Annotated in this window: 14 protein-coding genes and 1 tRNA gene; 7 read left to right on the forward strand and 8 right to left on the reverse strand. The window is 74.7% G+C overall.

The window, feature by feature from the left end; genetic code table 11:
* Positions 1-35: 35 nt before the first annotated feature.
* From pknB to K5O09_RS00135, 7 genes are read right to left on the reverse strand one after another with little or no spacing between them, the layout of a single operon-like run.
* Positions 36-2006, reverse strand: a complete 1971-nt coding sequence (gene pknB / locus K5O09_RS00105) for a Stk1 family PASTA domain-containing Ser/Thr kinase (RefSeq protein ID WP_222170899.1) — start codon at positions 2004-2006, stop codon at positions 36-38.
* Positions 2006-3403 carry a serine/threonine-protein kinase gene (locus K5O09_RS00110; protein WP_222170900.1) on the reverse strand — a complete coding sequence of 466 codons (1398 nt, stop codon included), beginning with the start codon at positions 3401-3403 and terminating at the stop codon, positions 2006-2008. Before K5O09_RS00110 ends, pknB begins: the two co-directional genes overlap by 1 nt.
* Positions 3400-4857, reverse strand: a complete 1458-nt coding sequence (locus K5O09_RS00115; RefSeq protein WP_222170901.1) for a penicillin-binding protein 2 — start codon at positions 4855-4857, stop codon at positions 3400-3402. Before K5O09_RS00115 ends, K5O09_RS00110 begins: the two co-directional genes overlap by 4 nt.
* Positions 4854-6341, reverse strand: coding sequence for an FtsW/RodA/SpoVE family cell cycle protein (locus K5O09_RS00120; protein WP_222170902.1), 1488 nt, complete (start codon positions 6339-6341; stop codon positions 4854-4856). Before K5O09_RS00120 ends, K5O09_RS00115 begins: the two co-directional genes overlap by 4 nt.
* Positions 6341-7663 (reverse strand): Stp1/IreP family PP2C-type Ser/Thr phosphatase, encoded by a 1323-nt coding sequence (locus K5O09_RS00125; protein ID WP_222170903.1) that lies wholly within the window; start codon positions 7661-7663, stop codon positions 6341-6343. The genes K5O09_RS00120 and K5O09_RS00125 overlap by 1 nt, the downstream gene beginning before the upstream one ends.
* A gap of 6 nt (positions 7664-7669) precedes the next feature.
* Complete coding sequence (locus tag K5O09_RS00130) at positions 7670-8182, reverse strand: FHA domain-containing protein (RefSeq protein WP_222170904.1); 513 nt, start codon at positions 8180-8182, stop codon at positions 7670-7672.
* A gap of 21 nt (positions 8183-8203) precedes the next feature.
* A complete protein-coding gene (locus tag K5O09_RS00135) occupies positions 8204-8917 on the reverse strand; it encodes a DUF3662 and FHA domain-containing protein (protein ID WP_222170905.1) in 714 nt (237 codons plus the stop codon).
* A gap of 264 nt (positions 8918-9181) precedes the next feature.
* Between K5O09_RS00135 and K5O09_RS00140 the strand changes: the two genes are divergently transcribed.
* The 5 genes from K5O09_RS00140 (at position 9182) to K5O09_RS00160 (ending at position 13989) form a co-directional block, all read left to right on the forward strand.
* Positions 9182-9264, forward strand: a tRNA-Leu gene (locus K5O09_RS00140).
* Between the two features lie 205 nt (positions 9265-9469).
* Complete coding sequence (locus K5O09_RS00145) at positions 9470-10120, forward strand: hypothetical protein (protein WP_222170906.1); 651 nt, start codon at positions 9470-9472, stop codon at positions 10118-10120.
* A 179-nt stretch (positions 10121-10299) separates the two neighbouring features.
* Entirely contained in the window at positions 10300-11337 is a 1038-nt protein-coding gene (locus K5O09_RS00150) for a substrate-binding domain-containing protein (protein WP_222170907.1), read from the forward strand.
* Positions 11338-11425: 88 nt separating this feature from the next.
* Entirely contained in the window at positions 11426-12955 is a 1530-nt protein-coding gene (locus K5O09_RS00155) for a sugar ABC transporter ATP-binding protein (RefSeq protein ID WP_222170908.1), read from the forward strand.
* A complete protein-coding gene (locus tag K5O09_RS00160; RefSeq protein WP_222170909.1) occupies positions 12952-13989 on the forward strand; it encodes an ABC transporter permease in 1038 nt (345 codons plus the stop codon). Before K5O09_RS00155 ends, K5O09_RS00160 begins: the two co-directional genes overlap by 4 nt.
* 59 nt (positions 13990-14048) lie before the next feature.
* On the opposite strand, the gene K5O09_RS00165 is transcribed toward K5O09_RS00160, so the two are convergent.
* Entirely contained in the window at positions 14049-14939 is an 891-nt protein-coding gene (locus K5O09_RS00165; protein WP_222170910.1) for an AraC family transcriptional regulator, read from the reverse strand.
* A 199-nt stretch (positions 14940-15138) separates the two neighbouring features.
* Here K5O09_RS00165 and K5O09_RS00170 point away from each other — a divergent pair, with 199 nt between their 5' ends.
* Entirely contained in the window at positions 15139-18162 is a 3024-nt protein-coding gene (locus K5O09_RS00170; protein ID WP_222170911.1) for a DUF5107 domain-containing protein, read from the forward strand.
* Positions 18159-19091 (forward strand): aldose 1-epimerase family protein, encoded by a 933-nt coding sequence (locus K5O09_RS00175; protein WP_222170912.1) that lies wholly within the window; start codon positions 18159-18161, stop codon positions 19089-19091. Before K5O09_RS00170 ends, K5O09_RS00175 begins: the two co-directional genes overlap by 4 nt.
* Positions 19092-19095: the final 4 nt, after the last annotated feature.

The following is a 19095-nucleotide window of genomic DNA, read 5'->3' on the forward strand; positions in this document are numbered from 1 at the left end:
GGTGCCGGCGGCCAGGCGCGGTCGCCGTCGGGCGGTCAGGGGTTGGCGGTCGGGTCTCCGGACGGCCCCGCGTAGACGTTCAGCGTCACCGTCGACCCGATCTGCACGGTGCTCCCGGGCGAGGGGGACGTCGAGACGACCTCGCCGGGCTGCGCGTTCTGGAACTGCCCGCTGGCCTCCTGCGACTGCACCTCGAGCCCCAGCCCGCGGAGCTGCGCGGTGGCGTCCTCCTCGGACTTCCCGACGACGTCCGACGGGATCTGCACGGTGGTCGGGGCGGCCGCGACGGTCAGCGTGATGACGGTCTGCTGCGGGATGATGCCCGACCGGTCCTGCGCGATGACGGTGCCCGGCTCGGCGTCCGCCGTCTCCTGCTGCTGGATGTTCGACCCGAGCTTCAGGCTGTTGAGCGCCGCGACGGCGTCCTCCTGCTTCTGGCCGCGCAGGTCGGGCAGCTCGACGTTGCCGGACGCGATGAACAGCGCGACGGACGAGCCGTCCGCGACGGACTGACCGGCGGCGGGGTCCGTGCGCAGCGCCCGGTCGCCCGGCTGGTCGGCGCTGTCCTCCTCCTGGACGCTGCCGACGACGAGGCCGCGCTCCTCGATCTGCTGGCGCGCCTGGTCCTGGGTGAGGCCGGCGACGTCCGGGACCTCGACGGAGCTCGGGCCGGTGGAGACGACGTACGTGACGTCGGAGCCCTCCTCGACCTCCTCGCCGGCGTCGGGGGTGCTGCTGATGACGGTGCCGGCCTCGACCTCGGTGCTGGCCTCGGCCTTCCGCACCGGGTTGAGACCGACCTCCTGGATCGCGGCGACCGCGGCGTCCTCGGTCAGGCCCGCGACCGGCGGGACGGGGACCGTCTCGGGCGGCGGAGTGCGGTCCTGCGCGAGCAGGTACACGAGGCCGGCGACGGCGAGCGCGGCGATCACGCTGAGCGTGATCCAGAGCCAGCGCTTCGACTTCTTCTCCGGCTCCTCGTCCTCCGGGTCCGACGGCGGCAGGACCGCCGTCCCGGGGCTCGTCGGCGCCCACGCCGGGGCGTCGCCGGGCATGAGCTGGGTCGTGGCGGCGTCCGCGCCCATCACCTGGGTCGCGGCGCCGGCGCCGAGGGCGGCGGGGACGACCGGGGGAGCGGCCACGGCGCCCCCGCGGGCGGCGGCCTCGAGGTCGGCGCGGAACTCCGCCGCCGAGGAGTAGCGGGCGTCCCGCTCCTTCGCGAGGGCCTTCGCGCAGATCCGGTCGAGGACCTCGGGCACGTCGGACGCGACGGACGACGGCGCCGGCGCGATCTCCCGGACGTGCTGGTACGCGACGGCGACGGGGGAGTCGCCGACGAACGGCGGGCGCCCGGTCAGCAGCTCGAACAGCAGGCAGCCGGCCGAGTACAGGTCCGAGCGCGCGTCGACGGTCTCGCCGCGGGCCTGCTCGGGGGACAGGTACTGCGCCGTGCCGATGACGGCCTGCGTCTGGGTCATGGTGGCCGCGGAGTCGGCGACGGCCCGGGCGATGCCGAAGTCCATCACCTTGACCGCACCCGTCGGCGTCAGCATGACGTTCGCGGGCTTGATGTCCCGGTGCACGATGCCGGCGTGGTGGGAGTACTCGAGCGCCGACAGCACGCCGGCGGTGATCTCGATGGCCTCCTCGATCGGCACGGCCTGCCCGTCGCGGAGGATGTCGCGGACCGTGTGCCCCTCGACGTACTCCATGACGATGAACGGCACGTGCGCGACGGCACCGGTGGGCTCGGTGTAGACGTCCTCGCCGGTGTCGTACACCGCGACGATGGACGGGTGGTTGAGGCCGGCCGCGGCCTGCGCCTCCCGGCGGAACCGCGCCTGGAAGGACGGGTCGCGCGCGAGGTCGGAGCGCAGGATCTTGATCGCGACGGTGCGACCGAGCCGCGCGTCGTGCCCGATGTGCACCTCGGCCATGCCGCCGCGGCCGATGAGCTCGCCGACCTCGTACCGTCCGGCGAGGATCCGGGATCCGTCGTCCACCACTAGGCGTCCTTCGCTGTCGTCGTTCGCGCGTCCGGTGCGGCTGCGCCGGGCACGTGCTCGGAGATCATCCCACCCTCGGCTGCCGCCCGGGCGTACCCGGGGACGTCCGCACGGCCGGTCGACCCGGTGTCGCCGCCCGTCAGGCTGTCGGCCAGCGCGGCGCCGAGCAGCGCCACCACCAGCACGGCCAGCACGAGCAGGGGCCACCGCACCTGCAGCCGCCTCCAGGCGGGCCGCTCGGCGACGCGCACGTGCGCGCGGGTGGTGGGCTGGGCGTGGGCACCGCCTCGTGCGGCACCCCCGACCTGGTAGGTCGGGCGGTCGACCGGCCGGCCGGTGCGGGGGTCGAACGCCGGCGGCGCTGCGGGGGTCGCGGCGGCCGTCGGGTTGACGGACCCCCGGACCCGGGTGGCGCCCGCGGCGGTCGGCCGGGAGCCGGTGGCCCGCCCGCGCCGGGTGTCGGCGGCCGCGGGTCGCACGGTGGCGTCACCGGCCGGACCGGATCCGCCGGGCGTCGCGACCGCCGCGGACCGTGCCCGGCCGGGCACGATCGACACGGGCGGGCTGCCGCCGGCCGGCGTGTGCGGGACGAGCGCGTCGAACATCCGCGCGAGCTCCTCGGCGCTCGCGGGACGCTGCGACGGGTCCTTGGAGAGCAGCCGCATGACGAGCGCCGCGATCTGCCGGTCCACGGACGCGGGCAGCGGCGGGACGGGCGTGTTCACGTGGGCGACCGCGATGTCCACGGCGGTCGGGCCGGTGAACGGCCGGTGGCCGACCAGGGCCTCGTACGCCACGATGCCGAGCGCGTACATGTCCGAGGCCGCGGTCGCCGGACCGCCGACGGCCTGCTCCGGGGACAGGTACTGCGCCGTGCCCATGACCATGCCGGTGGCGGTCATCGGCACCTGGTTGTGCGACAGCGAGACGCCGAAGTCGGTGATCTTCACCTTGCCGGTGGGCGTCAGCAGGATGTTGCCGGGCTTGACGTCCCGGTGCACGACGCCGGCCTGGTGCGCGGCGTGCAGGCCGCGGGCGGTCTGCGCCAGGATCGGCAGCAGGCGGCGCGGCGGCAGCACGGGCTCGCGCTCCAGCAGGTCGCTCATCGGTTCGCCGACGACGAGCTCCATCGCCAGGAACGCGGAGCCGTCCTGCTCGCCGTAGTCGAACAGCGCGGCGATGCCCTCGTGCGACAGGCTGCCGGCGTTCCGGGCCTCGGTGCGGAACCGCTCGAGGAACCCCGTGTCGCCCGCGAACTCCTCGCGCAGCACCTTGATGGCGACGTCGCGCTGCAGCGACTCGTCGTGCGCCGCCCACACCTCACCCATGCCGCCGACGGCGATCTGCCGGGTCAGCCGGTAGCGGCCGCCCAGGACGACGCCGGGTGCGGGCCTCACTGCCCGATCACCGCCTGCATGACGGCGCGCGCGATCGGGGCGGCGACGCGCCCGCCCGTGGCCTCGGAGCCGACGTCACCGCCGTGCTCGACGATGACGGCGACCGCGACCTGCGGGTCGTCCGCGGGCGCGAAGCCGGTGAACCAGGCGTGCGGCGCCTCGCCCTCGCGGCCGGTCTGCGCCGTGCCGGTCTTGCCGGCCACCCGCACGCCGGGGATCTGCGCCGCGGTGCCGGAACCGGAGTCCACGACGCCGACCATCATGTCGGTGAGCGCGCTCGCGGTGGCGCCGGAGACGGCGTCGGACAGCTCGGACGGCTCGGTCTCGCTGACGACGTCGAGGTCGGCGGTGCGGACGGTCTGCACCAGGTACGGCGTCATGAGGGCGCCGCCGTTCGCGATGGCCGCCGAGACCATCGCCATCTGCAGCGGCGTCGAGCGCACCGACTCCTGGCCGATCGCCGACAGCGCGGTCTGCGCCGCGTTCGGGTCGGCCGGGAACGTGGACGCCGAGACGGACATCGGCACGGTGAGGCCGTCCGAGTCGAACCCGAAGCGGTCCGCCTGCTCGCGCAGGGCGTCGTCGCCGAGGTCGACACCGAGCTGGGCGAACGCCGTGTTGCAGGAGATCCGCAGAGCGTTCGCGAGCGTGGTCTGCTCGTCGGCCCCGCAGGACGACCCGCCGAAGTTCGGGAGCTGGGTCCGCGTCCCGGGCAGCGTCAGCTCGTCGGGGGCGGCGAGCACCGACTCGGGGGAGTAGTCACCCGACTCCAGCGCGGCCGCGGCGGTGATGAGCTTGAACGTCGACCCGGGCGGGTAGTTCTCGCGGATCGTCGTGTTGAGCAGCGGGTCGCCCTCGGCGGCCGCGAGCTGCTGGTACGCGGCGTTCGCGGCCGTGGTGTCGTGGGTGGCCAGCGCGTTCGGGTCGAACCCGGGCGTGGACACCATCGCGAGGATGCGGCCGGTCGACGGCTCGACGGCGACGACCGCGCCCTGCTGGCCGCCGAGCGCGTCGAACGCCGCCTGCTGCGCGGCGGGGTCCAGCGTCAGCTCGATCGACGAGCCCTGCGGCTGCCGGCCGGTCACGAGGTCCTGGACGCGGGTCCAGAACAGCGAGTCGGCCTGCCCGGTCAGCACGTCGTTCATGGCGCGTTCGAGCTGCGTGCCGCCGTTGACCACCGAGTAGAAGCCGGTCACCGTCGAGTACAGCTCGGGCTGCAGGTAGGAACGCTGGTAGCCGAACGGGTCGTCGACCGGCTTCGACTCCGCGATGGTCTGCCCGGCCACGATGATCGGCCCGCGCGGCCGGCCGTACTCCCGGTACAGCGTGCGGACGTTGCGGGGGTCGTTGTTCAGCGCGGACGCCTGGCCGAACTGCACCCAGGACGTGCCGGCGAGCAGCGCGAGGAACATGACGAGGACCACCGTGGCGAGGCGGCGCAGCGGGGCGTTCACGCGGCACCGCCCCCGCTCGTCCGGCGCAGCCGCTCGGTCGGCTGGTCGTCGGTGGGGTTCGCGCCCGCCACCCGGACCGGTGCGGCGAGCTCCTCGTCCAGCGGGATACCGCCGGCGGGCGTCTCGATCAGGGGCCCGGCCACCTCCGGCGCGGGGCGGCGCGCGTCGTCGGAGATCCGCAGCAGCAGCGCGGCGATCAGCCAGTTCGCGAGCAGCGAAGACCCGCCGTACGCGAGGAACGGCGTGGTCAGACCGGTCAGCGGGATGATCCGCGTGATGCCGCCGACCACGACGAAGCACTGGAACGCGATGACGAACGCGAGGCCGGCGGCCAGCAGCTTGCCGAACCCGTCACGGACCCCGATGGCGGTGCGCAGGCCGCGCTGGCTCAGCACCAGGTACATGACGAGGATCGCCATGAGGCCGGTGAGGCCCAGCTCCTCGCCGAGCGACGCGACGATGAAGTCCGACTCGGCGAACGGCACCAGGTCCGGGCGGCCCTGCCCCCACCCGGTGCCGAACAGCCCGCCGCTGGCCAGGCCGAACAGCCCGCGCACGAGCTGGCCGGAGCCGCCGGGGGCGCGGTCGAAGACGTCCTGGTCCAGCGCGTGCAGCCAGATGTGGAACCGCGCGGCCACGTGCCCGAACGACGACGCGGCCAGGGCCACCCCGCCGCCGAACATGACGAGGCCGATGATGATCCACGACAGCCGCTCGGTCGCGACGTAGAGCATCGCGACGAACAGGCCGAACAGCAGCAGCGACGTGCCGAGGTCCCGCTGGAACACCAGCAGGGCGATCGACGCGGCCCACACCACGGCGATCGGGCCCAGGTCCCGCAGCCGGGGGAGCTGCAGGCCGAGCACCTTCGGCCCGGCGAGCGCCAGGGTGTCGCGGTGCGTGACGAGGTAGCCGGCGAAGAACACCGCCAGGGCGATCTTCGCGAGCTCGGCGGGCTGCAACGAGAACCCGAGCGCCCGGATCCAGATGCGCGCGCCGTTGATCTCGACGCCCAGCCCCGGGACGAGCGGCAGGACGAGCAGCACCAGGGCCGCCACCATCGCCGTGTACGTGTACCGGCGCAGCGTCCGGTGGTCGCGCAGCACGAGGAGCAGCACGCACGCCAGCACCACGGAGACCGCCGACAACGCGAGCTGCTTGCCGGCGAACATCTCCGTGCCGCCGCGCGCCTCCCGGGCGAGGTCGATCCGGTAGATCATCGCCAGGCCGATGCCGTTCAGCGCGATGACGACCGGCAGGATCACCGGGTCCGCGTAGGGGGCGCGCCAGCGCAGCACCGCGTGCACGAGCAGCGCCAGGCCGGCCATGCCCGCCCCGTACCCGAGCACGTCGGCGGGCAGCTCGTCCGTCGCCCCGAGACCGACCAGCGCGTACGCCGCGACCGCGATGACCAGCGCCACCACGATCAGGCCCAGCTCCGTCCCGCGACCGGCGCGCACGCGGTGCGCCTCCACGGTCGCCATCAGGGTGCCGCCGTGCCGGTCGGGCGGGCGGACGACGTCGGGCGCGGGCTGCGGGTCGGCTCCGGATCCGGCTGCTCGGCGGCAGCGTCCTCCGCGAGGGCGTCCACGCGGGTGCGGGCGTCCGCGAGCGAGGCGGTGTGGATGGTCTGCTCCACGCGGTCGCGCACGAAGCCGGGGAGGTCGTCGACCGCCAGCTCGGTCCGCTCCACCACGTCGGACAGTGTCAGGGGCCCGATGGACTGCGGGATGCCGCGGTAGATCGCGACGACCTCGCCGTCGACGCCGACGTAGAACTGCGTCTGCGTCCAGCGGTAGAACCCGGTGGCGCCGGCAGCGAGCAGCAGCACCGCCAGCAGGGTCACCACGGTCCCGCGGACGCGGCACCGCCGGCGGGCGCGGCGCTCGTCCGGGTCGTCCTCGTCGTCCTCGACCGCGGGGACGCCACCGCCGGGGGTGCTCGCCGCCGCCTGCCGGGACAGCTCCGCGGCACGGGCGGCCGGGCCGTCCTGCGCGGACGTCGGGCGGTTGCGGGTCACGGCGGCCGAGCCGACCACCACGGCGTTGGTGCGCGGCCCCGCGCCGTCGCGGACCTGGTCGAGCTCCAGCACGTCCGCGACCACGACGGTGACGTTGTCGCCGCCGCCCGCCCGCAGCGCGAGCTGCACGAGCCGCTCGGCGCAGGTGTCGACGTCCGCGATGTCGTGCAGCGTCTGGGCGATCGTGTCCCCGCTGACGAAGCCCGACAGCCCGTCGGAGCACAGCAGCCAGCGGTCGCCCGCACGCGCCTCCCGCACGGACAGGTCCGGCGCGATGTCGACGTCGAAGTCCCCGAGCACCCGCATCACGACCGACCGCTGCGGGTGGTGCTCGGCCTCCTCCGGCGTGATCTTGCCGGTGTTGACCAGGTGCTGGACGAACGTGTGGTCGGTGGTGACCTGCGTGAGGACCCCGTCGCGCAGCAGGTAGCCGCGGGAGTCGCCCAGGTGCACCATCGCGAGCTTGTTGCCGGCCCGCAGGATCGCGGTGACCGTGGTGCCCATGCCCGCGAGCTCGGGGTTCGTCTGCGAGCGGGTGATGATCTCCTCGCGCGCCTCCTCGAGAGCCCGCTCCAGCTCGTCCAGGGCGTCGTCCGGGCCGTGGGACTCGCCGTCCAGGGGCGCCAGCGCCGCGATCGCCACCGACGACGCCACGTCGCCGCCCGCGTGCCCGCCCATGCCGTCCGCGACGACCAGCAGGTGCGGCCCCGCGTAGGCGGAGTCCTGGTTGTTCGACCGGACCAGCCCCACGTCGGACCGGGCGGCGTAGCGCAGCGCGATGGTCACGACCCGCTACCCCTGCAGCTCGAGGACGCTCTGGCCGATGCGCAGCTGCGCGCCGGGGCGGAACGGCACGGCGTCCGCGACCCGCTGGTCGTCCAGGAACGTGCCGTTGGTGGACCCCATGTCCTCCACGAGCCACTGGTCGCCCTCGGGGAAGACGCGGGCGTGCCGGGAGGAGGAGTAGTCGTCGTCGAGCACGAGCGTGCAGGACGGGGCGCGGCCGATGAGCACCGCGGACGTGCCCAGCGGCAGCGTCGTCCCGCGCAGCGGACCCTCGGTCACGACGAGCCGCGTCGGACCGGCACGACGGCCGCGGCCGCGCTCGGGGGCCGGCGGCGCCGCGGCGGCCGGTGCTGCGGGCGTGGCGCCCGGAGCCGCGGGGGCCGGACGGCCGGGGCGACGGCGGTTGACGATCCGCGTGCCGTACAGGTCGCGGCGCAGCACCCCGATGGCGGACAGCACGAACGCCCACAGGAGGACGAGGTAGCCCAGCCGCAGCAGGGTGACCGTCAGCTCACTCATGCGTGCCGATCGTGGAGCCGCTCACTCGTCCAGGTCCTGTCCGTCGCCGTCGCCCGTCCAGAACATGATGCGGGTCCGGCCGATCGTCAGCGTGTTCCCATCCAGGAGTGTCGCGGCCGGGACCTGGTGGCCCTCGACGAACAGCCCGTTCGTCGACCCGAGGTCCGAGGCGACGACGCCCTGCGGCGACACCCGGATCTCGAGGTGCCGGCGGGAGACCCCCGGGTCGTCCACCACGATGTCCGCCTCGGAGCCGCGGCCGATCACCGTCACCGGCCCGGTCAGCAGGTACCGCTGGCCGTCGATGTCGATGAGCGGGTGCCGGGGGCTCGGCGCGGCGGTCGTCGCCGGGGCGGCCGCGCCGCGGACCGTCGCCGACTTCACGCGGAACCGGCCCGTCTCCAGGTCCTCGTACTCGTGGAACGCCACCGTCACCGGCCCGACGAACGCGTACCGCTGACCCGTCGCGTGCTCCGTGACGTTCGCCGCCAGCTCGTCCGCCAGGGCCTCCGCGCCCCACGCCTCGACCTGGTCGTAGTCGCCCGGCGACAGCTCGATGGTGAACTCGTTCGGCACCACCGTCCGGTCGCGGCCCACCACGGCGGCCCGGTCGTCGACCTCGCGGCGCAGCGCGCTCGCCAGCTCGACGGGCTTCACCTCGCTGCGGAAGGCCTTGGCGAACGCGGTGTTCACGACGCGCTCCACCCCGTGCTCGAAACGGTCGAGGATGCCCACGCCCACCACCTCCTCACCGCACGCGTGTGCCGCCGGTCACCGGACGGCGCCCGACATTCTGCCTGAATGGTAGCCGTGGGACCGATCCCCGGACCCTGCCTGGGGACGGCGGGGCGGCGCGGACCTGGTGAAAGGGTCGTGGTGGGCAGTGGCGGCGCGGTGTGCGGGGGCGCGCCGGGGCGCGAGGCGGGTCGTTCCGGCGATGCCGGGGGCGGCCGCGGCGTGGTCCGGAGCGGCCCGCGAGTCGTGCTAATCTTCTGCGGCGCGCGAGTGGCGGAACGGCAGACGCGCTGGCTTCAGGTGCCAGTGTCCGAAAGGGCGTGGGGGTTCAAATCCCCCCTCGCGCACGCAGGGTTGTTCGTCTAGGACAGCCGAAGTTGTCCAGGTAACCCCTGGTCGGAGTGATCCGGCTGGGGGTTACCTGTTTGTGGGGTCTGACCTGCGGTTTCGCTAGCACGCTGGTGTGCTGGAGCTGTGAGTCCGGGGTGCTCGAGGCACCCGTGGATGCATGCCACGGTGCCTGCTGACCGGGTGGGTCAGCGGGCTGTGCGGGTGGCGCTGTTCAGTTCGTGCGGGCGAGATCACCCGCCTGCGGGCCTCCCGGCCGCGGACGGCCTCGACACGGGTGCGCCGTCCGGCCGGACGCGCACCGATGTCTTCGGCTGGGATGCCGCGAACCGGCTCACCGTCGCCACCGTGGACGGCGTCGGCTACGCCTACAGCTACTTCGCCGACGGGCTGCGAGCCACCGCACTCACCGACGCCCGGCAGATCGCGTTCGCGTGGGGCACACCAACCACCGTGCCCCGGCTGCTCACCGACGAGGAGCACCGGTACCTTTACGGGCCGTCCAGTACCCCGGTCGCCCAGATCGAGACGAGCGGCACCGTGCAGTACGTACATACCGACCTGAAGAGCCGCGAGGTGCGCGAGCCGCTCGCGCTGCTTCGCCCCGATCCGGGTCGACGCGCTTGCTCCCGCACGCCGCGGTGCTCGTCGACCGCAGGGGGGAAGCGAGGCCGGTCGACCTCGGCCACCTGCACGGCACACCTCGGGGCGGTGCTCGAGGTGCCTCACGGGGCCGCGCCCTCGGTGCCGGACCGACCACCGGGCCGGGTGCCCCCGCCGCGCCGCCCCGCGAGGGTCGCGCGTTCGCGCCTCCGTGCCCGGTCGGCACGGTGTCGATCGGTGTTTCGTCCATGAACTCCGTCTGAACACCCCTGCTGCCGGTTGCGCGGGTGGCGTTAGGTTCCCCCCGTGCTCGACGGCGAGCGGGGCACGCGGGTACCGGGCAGGCGATCCGCGGCAGGGAACCACCGTCGTCCGAGCAGGCTCACCGGCCGCGCAGGCCGACAGGCACCACGACAGACAAGGCGATGACGATGAAGACATCCACTCAGAAGGCGCGGGCCAGGGCGGCGGCCGGCACCGTCGGCCTGGTGCTGGCCCTGGCCGCGTGCAGCTCCGGGCAGGCGCCCGAGGGCGGGTCCGCGCCGGCGGCCGGCGGCGGCTCGGACGGCGGGCCGATCGAGATCGTGTACCTGCAGAAGCAGGGCGACCAGCAGTACTTCGTCGACCAGGCGGACGGCGCCAAGGCGGCGGCGGCCGAGATCGGCGACGTGACCGTGACGGTCGTCAACCTGGGGACCGACTCCAACAAGGCGATCTCCGAGCTGGACGCGGCCATCGCGCGCGGCGTCGACGGCATCATCATGGTCGCGCCCGACCAGGCGATCGGCCCGCAGGTGATCGAGAAGGCGACCGCCGCCGGGATCCCGCTGCTCGCGTCCGACGACTCCCTCGAGGACGCCGACGGCAACCCCGCCCCGTTCGTGGGCTTCAACGGCACCGCGATGGGCAACTCGGTCGGCGAGAAGGCGGCCGAGCTGTACGCCGACGCCGGCTGGGACGCCGCGGACACCCGCATCATCGCCACCGGCAAGATGGACCTGTCGGTGTGCGTGCAGCGGTTGGACGGCGCGACGGACGCGTTCGGCGAGGCCGTCGACCCGGTGCCCGAGGTGATCGAGCTGGGCAACGACAACTCGGCGACCGACGCGATGAACCGCGCGGGTGCGGTCATCACCGCCCACCAGGACGTCGCCAACTGGGTCGTCGTGGGCTGCAACGACGAGACCGAGACGGGCGTCGTGACGGCGCTGCAGAACGCCGGGGTGTCCCCGGACCACATCATCGGCGTCGGCCTCGGCGCGTACCTCACGTGCAAGGACTGGTCGGCGGGGCAGGAGACCGGCAACAAGGCGGCGCTGTTCATCTCCGGCCGCGACGTCGGCGCCGCGGCGGTGGACGCGATGGTGGCGCAGGTGCGCGACGGCGTGGCGTTGCCGGCCGAGACGATCGCCGACACGCACATGGTCGACGCGGACAACTGGGAGTCCGAGGGCGTCGTCTGCACGTGACACGACCGGGTGCGGGGCCGTCGCCGACGGCCCCGCACCTCGCGGTCCCGGCGCAGCCGCGCACCACCCCCGACCGGATGGAACATCCATGACCACGACCACGACGACGGGCGCGAGCCTGGCGGCCCGCGGCATCTCGAAGGGCTTCGCCGGGGTGCAGGCGCTCCAGGGCGTCGACCTCGACCTGCGCGCGGGCCACGTCACCGCGCTGATGGGGGAGAACGGCGCGGGCAAGTCCACGCTGCTGAAGATCCTCACCGGCGACTACCAGCCCGACGCGGGGACGATCGAGATCGGCGGTGAGGCCGTCGCGTTCTCCGGGCCGCTGGCCTCGCGGGCCGCCGGCGTGCGCGTGATCGCGCAGGAGCCGGAGATCGTCCCGTTCGTCAGCGTCGCCGAGAACATCTACCTCGGTGCCCTGCCCGGGCGGGCGGGCTTCGTCGACCAGCGCACGCTCCAGGAGCGGGCGACCGCCGACCTCACCCGGTTCGGCCTGCTGCGCTACCTCGACCCGCGGCTGCGCGGCGACGCGCTGTCCCCCGCGCAGCGGCAGATGGTCGAGATCGTGCGGGCGCTCGTCGACGACCCGCAGGTGATCTGCTTCGACGAGCCGACGTCGTCGCTGTCGGACGCGGAGACCGAGGTGCTGTTCCGCCTCATCGGCGGGCTGCGCGACGCGGGCAAGGCGATCGCCTACGTCTCGCACCGGATGAACGAGATCTTCCAGGTGGCCGACTCGGTGACCGTCCTGCGCGACGGCCGGCTGGTGGGCTCCCGGGAGGTGGCCGACACCACCGTCGGCGAGATCGTCCGGATGATGGTGGGCCGCGACCTGTCGAGCCTGTTCCACCGCACCCCGGTGACACCCGGGGACGTCGCGCTCGAGCTGCGGGACGTCACGACCGACGACGTGACCGGGGTGTCGCTGACGCTGCGCCGCGGGGAGGTCGTCGCGCTCGCGGGCCTGGTCGGTGCGGGCCGCAGCGAGCTCGCCCTCGCGATCGCCGGCGACCGGCCGGTGCGCTCGGGGCAGGTGCTCGTGCACGGCAGGGCCCGGACGTTCCGCACGCCGGCCGACGCGATCGCCGCCGGCATCGGCCTCGCGCCGGAGGAGCGCAAGGCGGACGCCCTGGTGATGGTGCGGACGGTCCGGGACAACATCGCGCTCGCCGTGCTCGACCGGCTGAGCCGGTTCGGGTTCGTCCGGTCCCGCGAGGAGCGCTCGCTCGCCGCGCGGTACGTCGCCCAGCTGCGCGTCCGCACGCCGTCGCTGGAGCAGCGTGTCCAGAACCTGTCGGGCGGCAACCAGCAGAAGGTCGTCCTCGCCCGCTGGCTGGCACGGCGCACCGACATCCTCGTGCTCGACGAGCCGACCCGCGGGGTCGACGTCGGCGCGAAGTCCGAGATCTACACGATCATCGACCAGCTCGTGGCCGAGGGCGCCGCGGTGCTGGTCGTCTCGTCCGAGCTGCCCGAGGTCCTCGGGCTGGCCGACCGCGTCGTCGTCATGCGCGACGGGCGCGTCGCCGGCGAGCTCACCCGCGAGGACGCCACCGAGGAGCGGATCCTCACGCTCGCCATCGCCGACCACACCGCCTCCGAGGAGCAGACCCGATGAACGCCGCCCACGTGACCGCGCCCGCCGCGCCCCCGACCGCGCCGCCGGAGCCGGCGACGAACCCGCTGCGCCGGGTGGTGCTGGCGGTCGGCGTGCAGAACCTGTCGCTGATCCTCGCCATCGCGATCCTCGTCGCCGTCATCGGGTCGCAGAACTCGGCGTTCTTCCTGACGTCGAACCTCAAGACCATCGGCATGGCGGTCACGATCTCCGGCCTGCTGGCCCTGGTGCAGACGGTCGTCATCATCCTCGGCGGCATCGACCTCTCGGTGGGCTCGGTCGCGGGTCTCGCCTCGGTGACGTCAGCGATGCTGTTCACGACGACGAGCTCGGCGGCGGTGAGCATCGTGGGCGCGCTCGCGGTGGGGGCCGTGTGCGGGCTGGTCAACGCGTGCATCGTCGTGTTCGGTCGGGTCACGCCGATGATCGCGACGCTGGCCGGGCTCATCGCCTACAAGGGCGTGGCGCAGCTCGTCTCGGACGGGCGCGCGCAGGGGTACACGGGCGCCGACGCCGTCTACATCTTCCTGGCGCGCGGGGCGATCCTCGGCATCCCGACGCTCGTGTGGGTGCTGGCGCTCGTGGCCGTCGCCATCCACGTGATGCTGCGGTACGCGCGGTTCGGCCGGAACATCTACGCGGTCGGCGGCAACGACACCGCCGCCCGGCTGTCCGGCATCGACATCAACCGCTACATCCTGGGCGTGTTCGTGCTCGCGGGGACGGTCGCGGCGCTGGCGGGCGTCCTCATCACCGCCCGCACCGGGTCCGGGCAGCCGGTGTCCGGCTCCGAGGGCCTGGAGTTCCAGTCGATCACCGCCGCGGCGCTGGGCGGCGTGGCGCTGCGCGGAGGCAAGGGGTCCATCGGCGGCACGATCCTCGCGGTGATCCTGCTGGGGGTCCTGCTGAACGGCATGAGCCTGCTCGGGGTGAACGTGTTCTGGCAGAACGTCGCGCAGGGCACGCTGCTCGTCGCCGCGGTGGTCATCCAGCAGCTCCGCAACGGCGAGCGCCGGGTCGGCCTGCCGAAGTGACGCGCCGACGCCCGGCCCGGTCCCGCCCGCCGGGGCGGTGCCGGGCGTCGGTGCCGGTGTCAGGTCGCCCGGTGCCGGAACGCCCGCGGCGACTGGCCCTGCGTGCTCGTGAACTGCCGCGAGAAGTACAGGGGGTCGTCGTAGCCGCACGCGCCGGCCACGGCGGTGACCGACAGGCTGGTGGTGTCGAGCAGCTCGCGGGCGCGCGCCATGCGCAGGTCGGTCTGGTACCGCAGCGGCGACACCCCGACGTGCTCGCGGAACAGCGCGCCGAGCTGCGACGTGCCGAGGCCGACCATGGCTGCCAGCGCCGTGACGGAGGTCCGCCGCGGGGTGGTGGCGCGCAGGTGCTCGACCGCGCGCTCGACGGGTCCGAGTGTCGGCCCGGGCGAGCGGCGCCCGGTCGCGATGATCTCCGTCAGGGCGTTCCACGCGGTGCCGGTGGCCCGGGTGAGCCCGCCGGCGGTGCCGGTGTCGAGGTCGTCGAGCACCTGGGACACGAGGCTGGCGACGGGCGCGGCGTCCCGCAGGTGCGTGACCGGCCCCCCGGCGGCGGCGTGTGCGGCTCCGGCGAGCTCGGCGGCGTCGGACCCGGCGAAGTGGAACCACCACAGCGTCCAGGGGTCGTCGTCGGAGGCCGCGTACTCGTGCTCGACCCCGGCGGGCAGCACCACGGCGTCGCCGCGCTGCACCGGTTCCCGGCCCTCGGGGGTCCGGCACCACCCGCTGCCCTCGGTGCACACGAGCACGACGTGCTGCGGGGCGCCGGACGGTCGCGCGCGGCCGTGGCGGGCGGCGTGCGGGAAGCACCCGGCGTCGGTGACGACGAGCCGGCCGGTGACGGGGCGCGCGAGCGCCGCACGGACGACGGGCCGGGCGACGACGAACATGCGCTGCCCCGCGAACCCCTCGCGTCGGGACTCCGCGGTGACCAGCGCCGGTTCATCCATGAGCCGATCCAAGCCCGGACCCGGCATGTCGTCAAGGAGCGGCGAGGACGGGGCTTCTCGTCGGTGCGACGCGTGGCCTTCGAGCCGGTGATTCGTCCATGATCTCCGGCGCTCAGCCCATGTACCCGGCCGAGTCGCCGCCCCTACGGTCGAGGCAGCCGGCGCACAGGAGCGCCGCCGCACAACGAGGAGGTCGGCGATGTCCACCGACGCGCGCACCCAGCCCGCCCCGACGAGCGCCCCGCGGACCGCGGCGCCCGGAGGGCAGGCCACCGGGGTCGACGACGGGACCCGTCCCGCCGCGGCGATCGTGCTGCCCGGGGCGCCCGTCGGCGAGGCGGAGACCCTCGCCGCCGGCGGGGCGGTGGCGTGGGACGAGCCGCTGACCATCCGGACCTACGAGGCGGGGGAGCCCAGCCCGTACCCGATGTTCCTCGATCGCCGGGTCTACCAGGGCTCCAGCGGTGCGGTGTACCCGCTGCCGTTCGTCGACCAGGTGGCCGACGAGGGCCACGACCGGCCCTGGCAGGCGGTCCACCTGGAGAACGCCTACGTCCGCCTGGTCGTGCTGCCCGAGCTCGGGGGCCGCATCCACATCGGGTACGACAAGACGACGGGGTACGACTTCTTCTACCGCAACAACGTCATCAAGCCGGCGCTCGTCGGCCTGGGCGGCCCGTGGATCAGCGGCGGCGTGGAGCTCAACTGGCCGCAGCACCACCGCCCCGCCACCTACCTGCCGGTCGAGACCACGATCGAGCGCGGCGAGGACGGCTCCGTCACCGTCTGGTGCCACGACCACGACCCGTTCGCGCGCATGTCGGCCCAGCACGGGGTGCGGCTCCGGCCGGACAGCTCGGTGGTGGAGCTCGCCGTGCGGTTGCACAACCGCACCAGCGAGCGGCAGACGTTCCTGTGGTGGGCGAACGTCGCGGCGCGGGTGAACGACGACTACCAGTCGTTCTTCCCCGAGGACGTGCGGTACGTCGCTGACCACGCCCGGCGGGCGCTGACGTCGTTCCCGCACGCCGACCGCCCGTACTACGGCGTCGACTACGCCGCGCTGGCGGCGGAGACCCCCGGGGCCGACCGCATCGACTTCTACCGCAACATCCCCGTCCCGACGTCGTACATGATCGTCGACTCGCAGCAGGACTTCTTCGGCGGCTACGACCACGGCGCGGGTGCCGGGTTCGTGCACTGGGCGGAGCGGCGGGTCTCCCCGGGCAAGAAGCAGTGGACGTGGGGCGACGCGCCGTTCGGGCACGCCTGGGACGCACAGCTCACGGACGCGGACGGCCCCTACGTCGAGCTGATGGCCGGGGTGTACACCGACAACCAGCCGGACTTCACGTGGCTGCTGCCGGGGGAGACGAAGGTCTTCACGCAGTACTGGTACCCGATCCCGGCGATCGGCGCCGCCCACCAGGCCACGCCGGACGCCGCGGTGCACGTGGCGCGGGGCGGGCACGGCGAGGGCGTCACCGCCCGGTTCGCCGTCACGTCCCCCCGGGCCGGCGCCACGCTGCGTGTCCGCCGCGGCGCGGAGGTCGTCGCGGAGCACCGGGCGGACCTCGTGCCGGGGGCCGTGGCCGCGGTCGACGCGGACGTGCCCGGCGACGCGGCGGACCTCGTGGCGGAGCTGCTGGACGCCACCGGCCGTCTGCTGGTCCGGTGGACGCCCACCGAGGTGCCCGACGAGGAGCCGTGGGTGGCCGACGAACCCCCGCAGCCGCACGTGATCGACTCGGTCGAGGAGCTGTACCTGACCGGCCTGCACCTGAGCCAGTACCGGCACCCCACCCGCTCGCCGCTGCCGTACTGGACGGAGGCCCTGCGCCGCGACCCCGGCGAGGTGCGCACGAACCTCGCGCTCGCCGACCGGGCCTACCGCGCCGGGCGCTACGAGCGCGCGCTGGAGCTGGCGCGGACGGCCCTGCACCGCCTGACGCGCCGCAACGCCAACCCTGTGGACGCCGAGGCGTACTACCTGGCCGGCCTCGCGCTCGCGCGCCTCGGCCGGACCGTCGAGGCCGAGCAGGCGTTCGGCAAGGCGGGCTGGGACGCCACCTGGGCGGCGGCGGCCGGCCTGGAGCTCGCGCGGTCGCTGGCGCGGCGGGGGCAGAACCGGGCGACGCTGCGCGTGCTCGACACCCTGGACGGCGTGGTGGGTCACGACACGCGCCGCACCGCGCTGCGGGCCGTCGTCCTGCGGCGGGTCGGGGAGGCCGGGCGGGCCGACGCGCTGCTGGCCGGGGCGCTGCGGCTCGATCCGCTCGACGCGACGGTGCGGGTGCTGGCCGGGCGCGATGCGCCCACCGACGCCGGCACCCTGCTCGACGTGGCGACCGACCTGGTCCGGGCCGGCGAGCGGCACGCGGCGCTCGACCTGCTCGACCGGGCCGCGGCCGCCCCTGTGACGCCCGCGGGCAACGTCCGGCCGCTGGCGCTGTACACGGCGGCGGCGGTGCTCGACGACCTCGGTGAGACGGCGCGGGGCGCCGAGCACCGGGAGCGCGCGCGGGCGGCCGACCTGACGTGGGCGTTCCCGTCCGGCCTGGACGCGCACGACGTCCTGCGACGGGCCGTCGCGGCGGACGCGGCCGACGCCGTGGCCCGCTCGCTGCTCGGCACCCTGCTGTACGCGCTCGGGCGGCGGGCCGAGGCGCTGGCGTGCTGGGAGGACGCGATCGCGCTCGGCCGGGAGGACGCGGTGCTGCTGCGCAACGCCGGCCTCGCGGCGTACAACGTGGCGCACGACGACGACCGCGCGTGGCAGCGGTACGCACGGGCGGTCACGCTCGCGCCGGACGACGCCCGCCTGCGCTACGAGCAGGACCAGCTCGCGGTGCGGCTCGGCCACGGTCCGCAGGACCGGCTCGCGCGGCTCGCGCCCGTGGAGCCGCTCGTCCTCACCCGCGACGACCTGACCATCGAGTACGTCGGCCTGCTGGTCGCCGCGGGGCGGGCGGAGCGCGCGCACGAGATCCTCGTGACGCGGTCCTTCCACCCGTGGGAGGGGGGCGAGGGGCGCGCGGTCGCCGCGTGGGACGCGACCCTCGCCGCGCTGGGTCTGCCGCCGGCCGATCCGCCCGGCAACCTCGGCGAGGCGCGGGCGCAGTACGTCCCGCCGGCGGCCGTGCGGGACGACGGCGTGACCGACTACTTCGCCACGAGCCTGCCGGACCTGCTGCTGTTCGCCCGCGAGGACGCCGCGGAGTGACCAGGCCGCCGTCCGGCGACCAGCACGTCATCCGGGGTGGCGGCTACGAGGCGTGCGTCGCCGGCGTCGGGGCGACGCTGCGCTCCCTGCGTCACGAGCGCCGCGACCTCGTCGTGCCGTTCGACGAGGACGAGCCCCGCCCGGCGATGCGCGGCGCGCTGCTGGCGCCCTGGCCCAACCGGACCGGGGACGGCCGCTACGCGTACGCCGGGGTGTCCCACCAGCTCCCGCTGACGGAGCCCGGGCTGGGTCACGCCGCCCACGGCCTGGTGGCGTGGCTCGGCTTCCGGCTGGTCGGGGCGACCGGGTCGCGGGTGCTGCTCACCGGGACGATCGAGCCGCAGCCCGGCTACCCGTGGCGCGTCCGCCTGGATGTGGAGCACGCGGTCGGCGAGGACGGGTGCACCCAGCGGGTGACGGCGACCAACGAGAGCCCGCAGGTGGCGCCCTACGGCGTCGGCGGGCACCCGTACCTGGTCGCGGGAGCGGGCGGTCGCGGGGCCGTCGACGGCTGGATGCTGGAGCTGCCCGCGCGGAGGGTGCTGCTCACCGACGAGCGGCTGCTGCCCGTCCGCGAGGTCGACGTCGCGGAGCACGCCGCGCTGGACTTCCGCCGCGCGCGGCGGATCGGGCCGGCGGAGCTGAACCACGCGTGGACGGCCCTCGAGCCCGGCCCCGACGGACGCACGCGGGTGCGGGTCCTCGACGACACCGGGCGCGGCGCCGAGCTCGTCGCGGACGCGCGGTGCCGGTGGCTGCAGGTCTACACGGCCGACCACCAGGACGGCGACGCGTGGCGCGGCGGCCTCGCGGTCGAGCCGATGACGTGCCCGCCGGACGCGCTGCGGTCCGGGCGGGACCTGGTCGGGCTCGAGCCCGGGCGGCCGTGGACGACCGGGTGGACGATCCGCGCGGTCGGGACCGGGTAGCAGC

Source organism: Cellulomonas sp. C5510, from assembly GCF_019797765.1.
GTDB lineage: Bacteria > Actinomycetota > Actinomycetes > Actinomycetales > Cellulomonadaceae > Cellulomonas.

Coding starts and splice junctions, on each gene's coding strand:
- K5O09_RS00120 (WP_222170902.1), bottom strand. CDS start 6,341: ATGGCGACCGTGGAGGCGCACCGCGTGCGCGCCGGTCGCGGGACGGAG.
- K5O09_RS00130 (WP_222170904.1), bottom strand. CDS start 8,182: ATGAGTGAGCTGACGGTCACCCTGCTGCGGCTGGGCTACCTCGTCCTC.
- K5O09_RS00150 (WP_222170907.1), top strand. CDS start 10,300: ATGAAGACATCCACTCAGAAGGCGCGGGCCAGGGCGGCGGCCGGCACC.
- K5O09_RS00155 (WP_222170908.1), top strand. CDS start 11,426: ATGACCACGACCACGACGACGGGCGCGAGCCTGGCGGCCCGCGGCATC.
- K5O09_RS00160 (WP_222170909.1), top strand. CDS start 12,952: ATGAACGCCGCCCACGTGACCGCGCCCGCCGCGCCCCCGACCGCGCCG.
- K5O09_RS00165 (WP_222170910.1), bottom strand. CDS start 14,939: ATGGATGAACCGGCGCTGGTCACCGCGGAGTCCCGACGCGAGGGGTTC.
- K5O09_RS00170 (WP_222170911.1), top strand. CDS start 15,139: ATGTCCACCGACGCGCGCACCCAGCCCGCCCCGACGAGCGCCCCGCGG.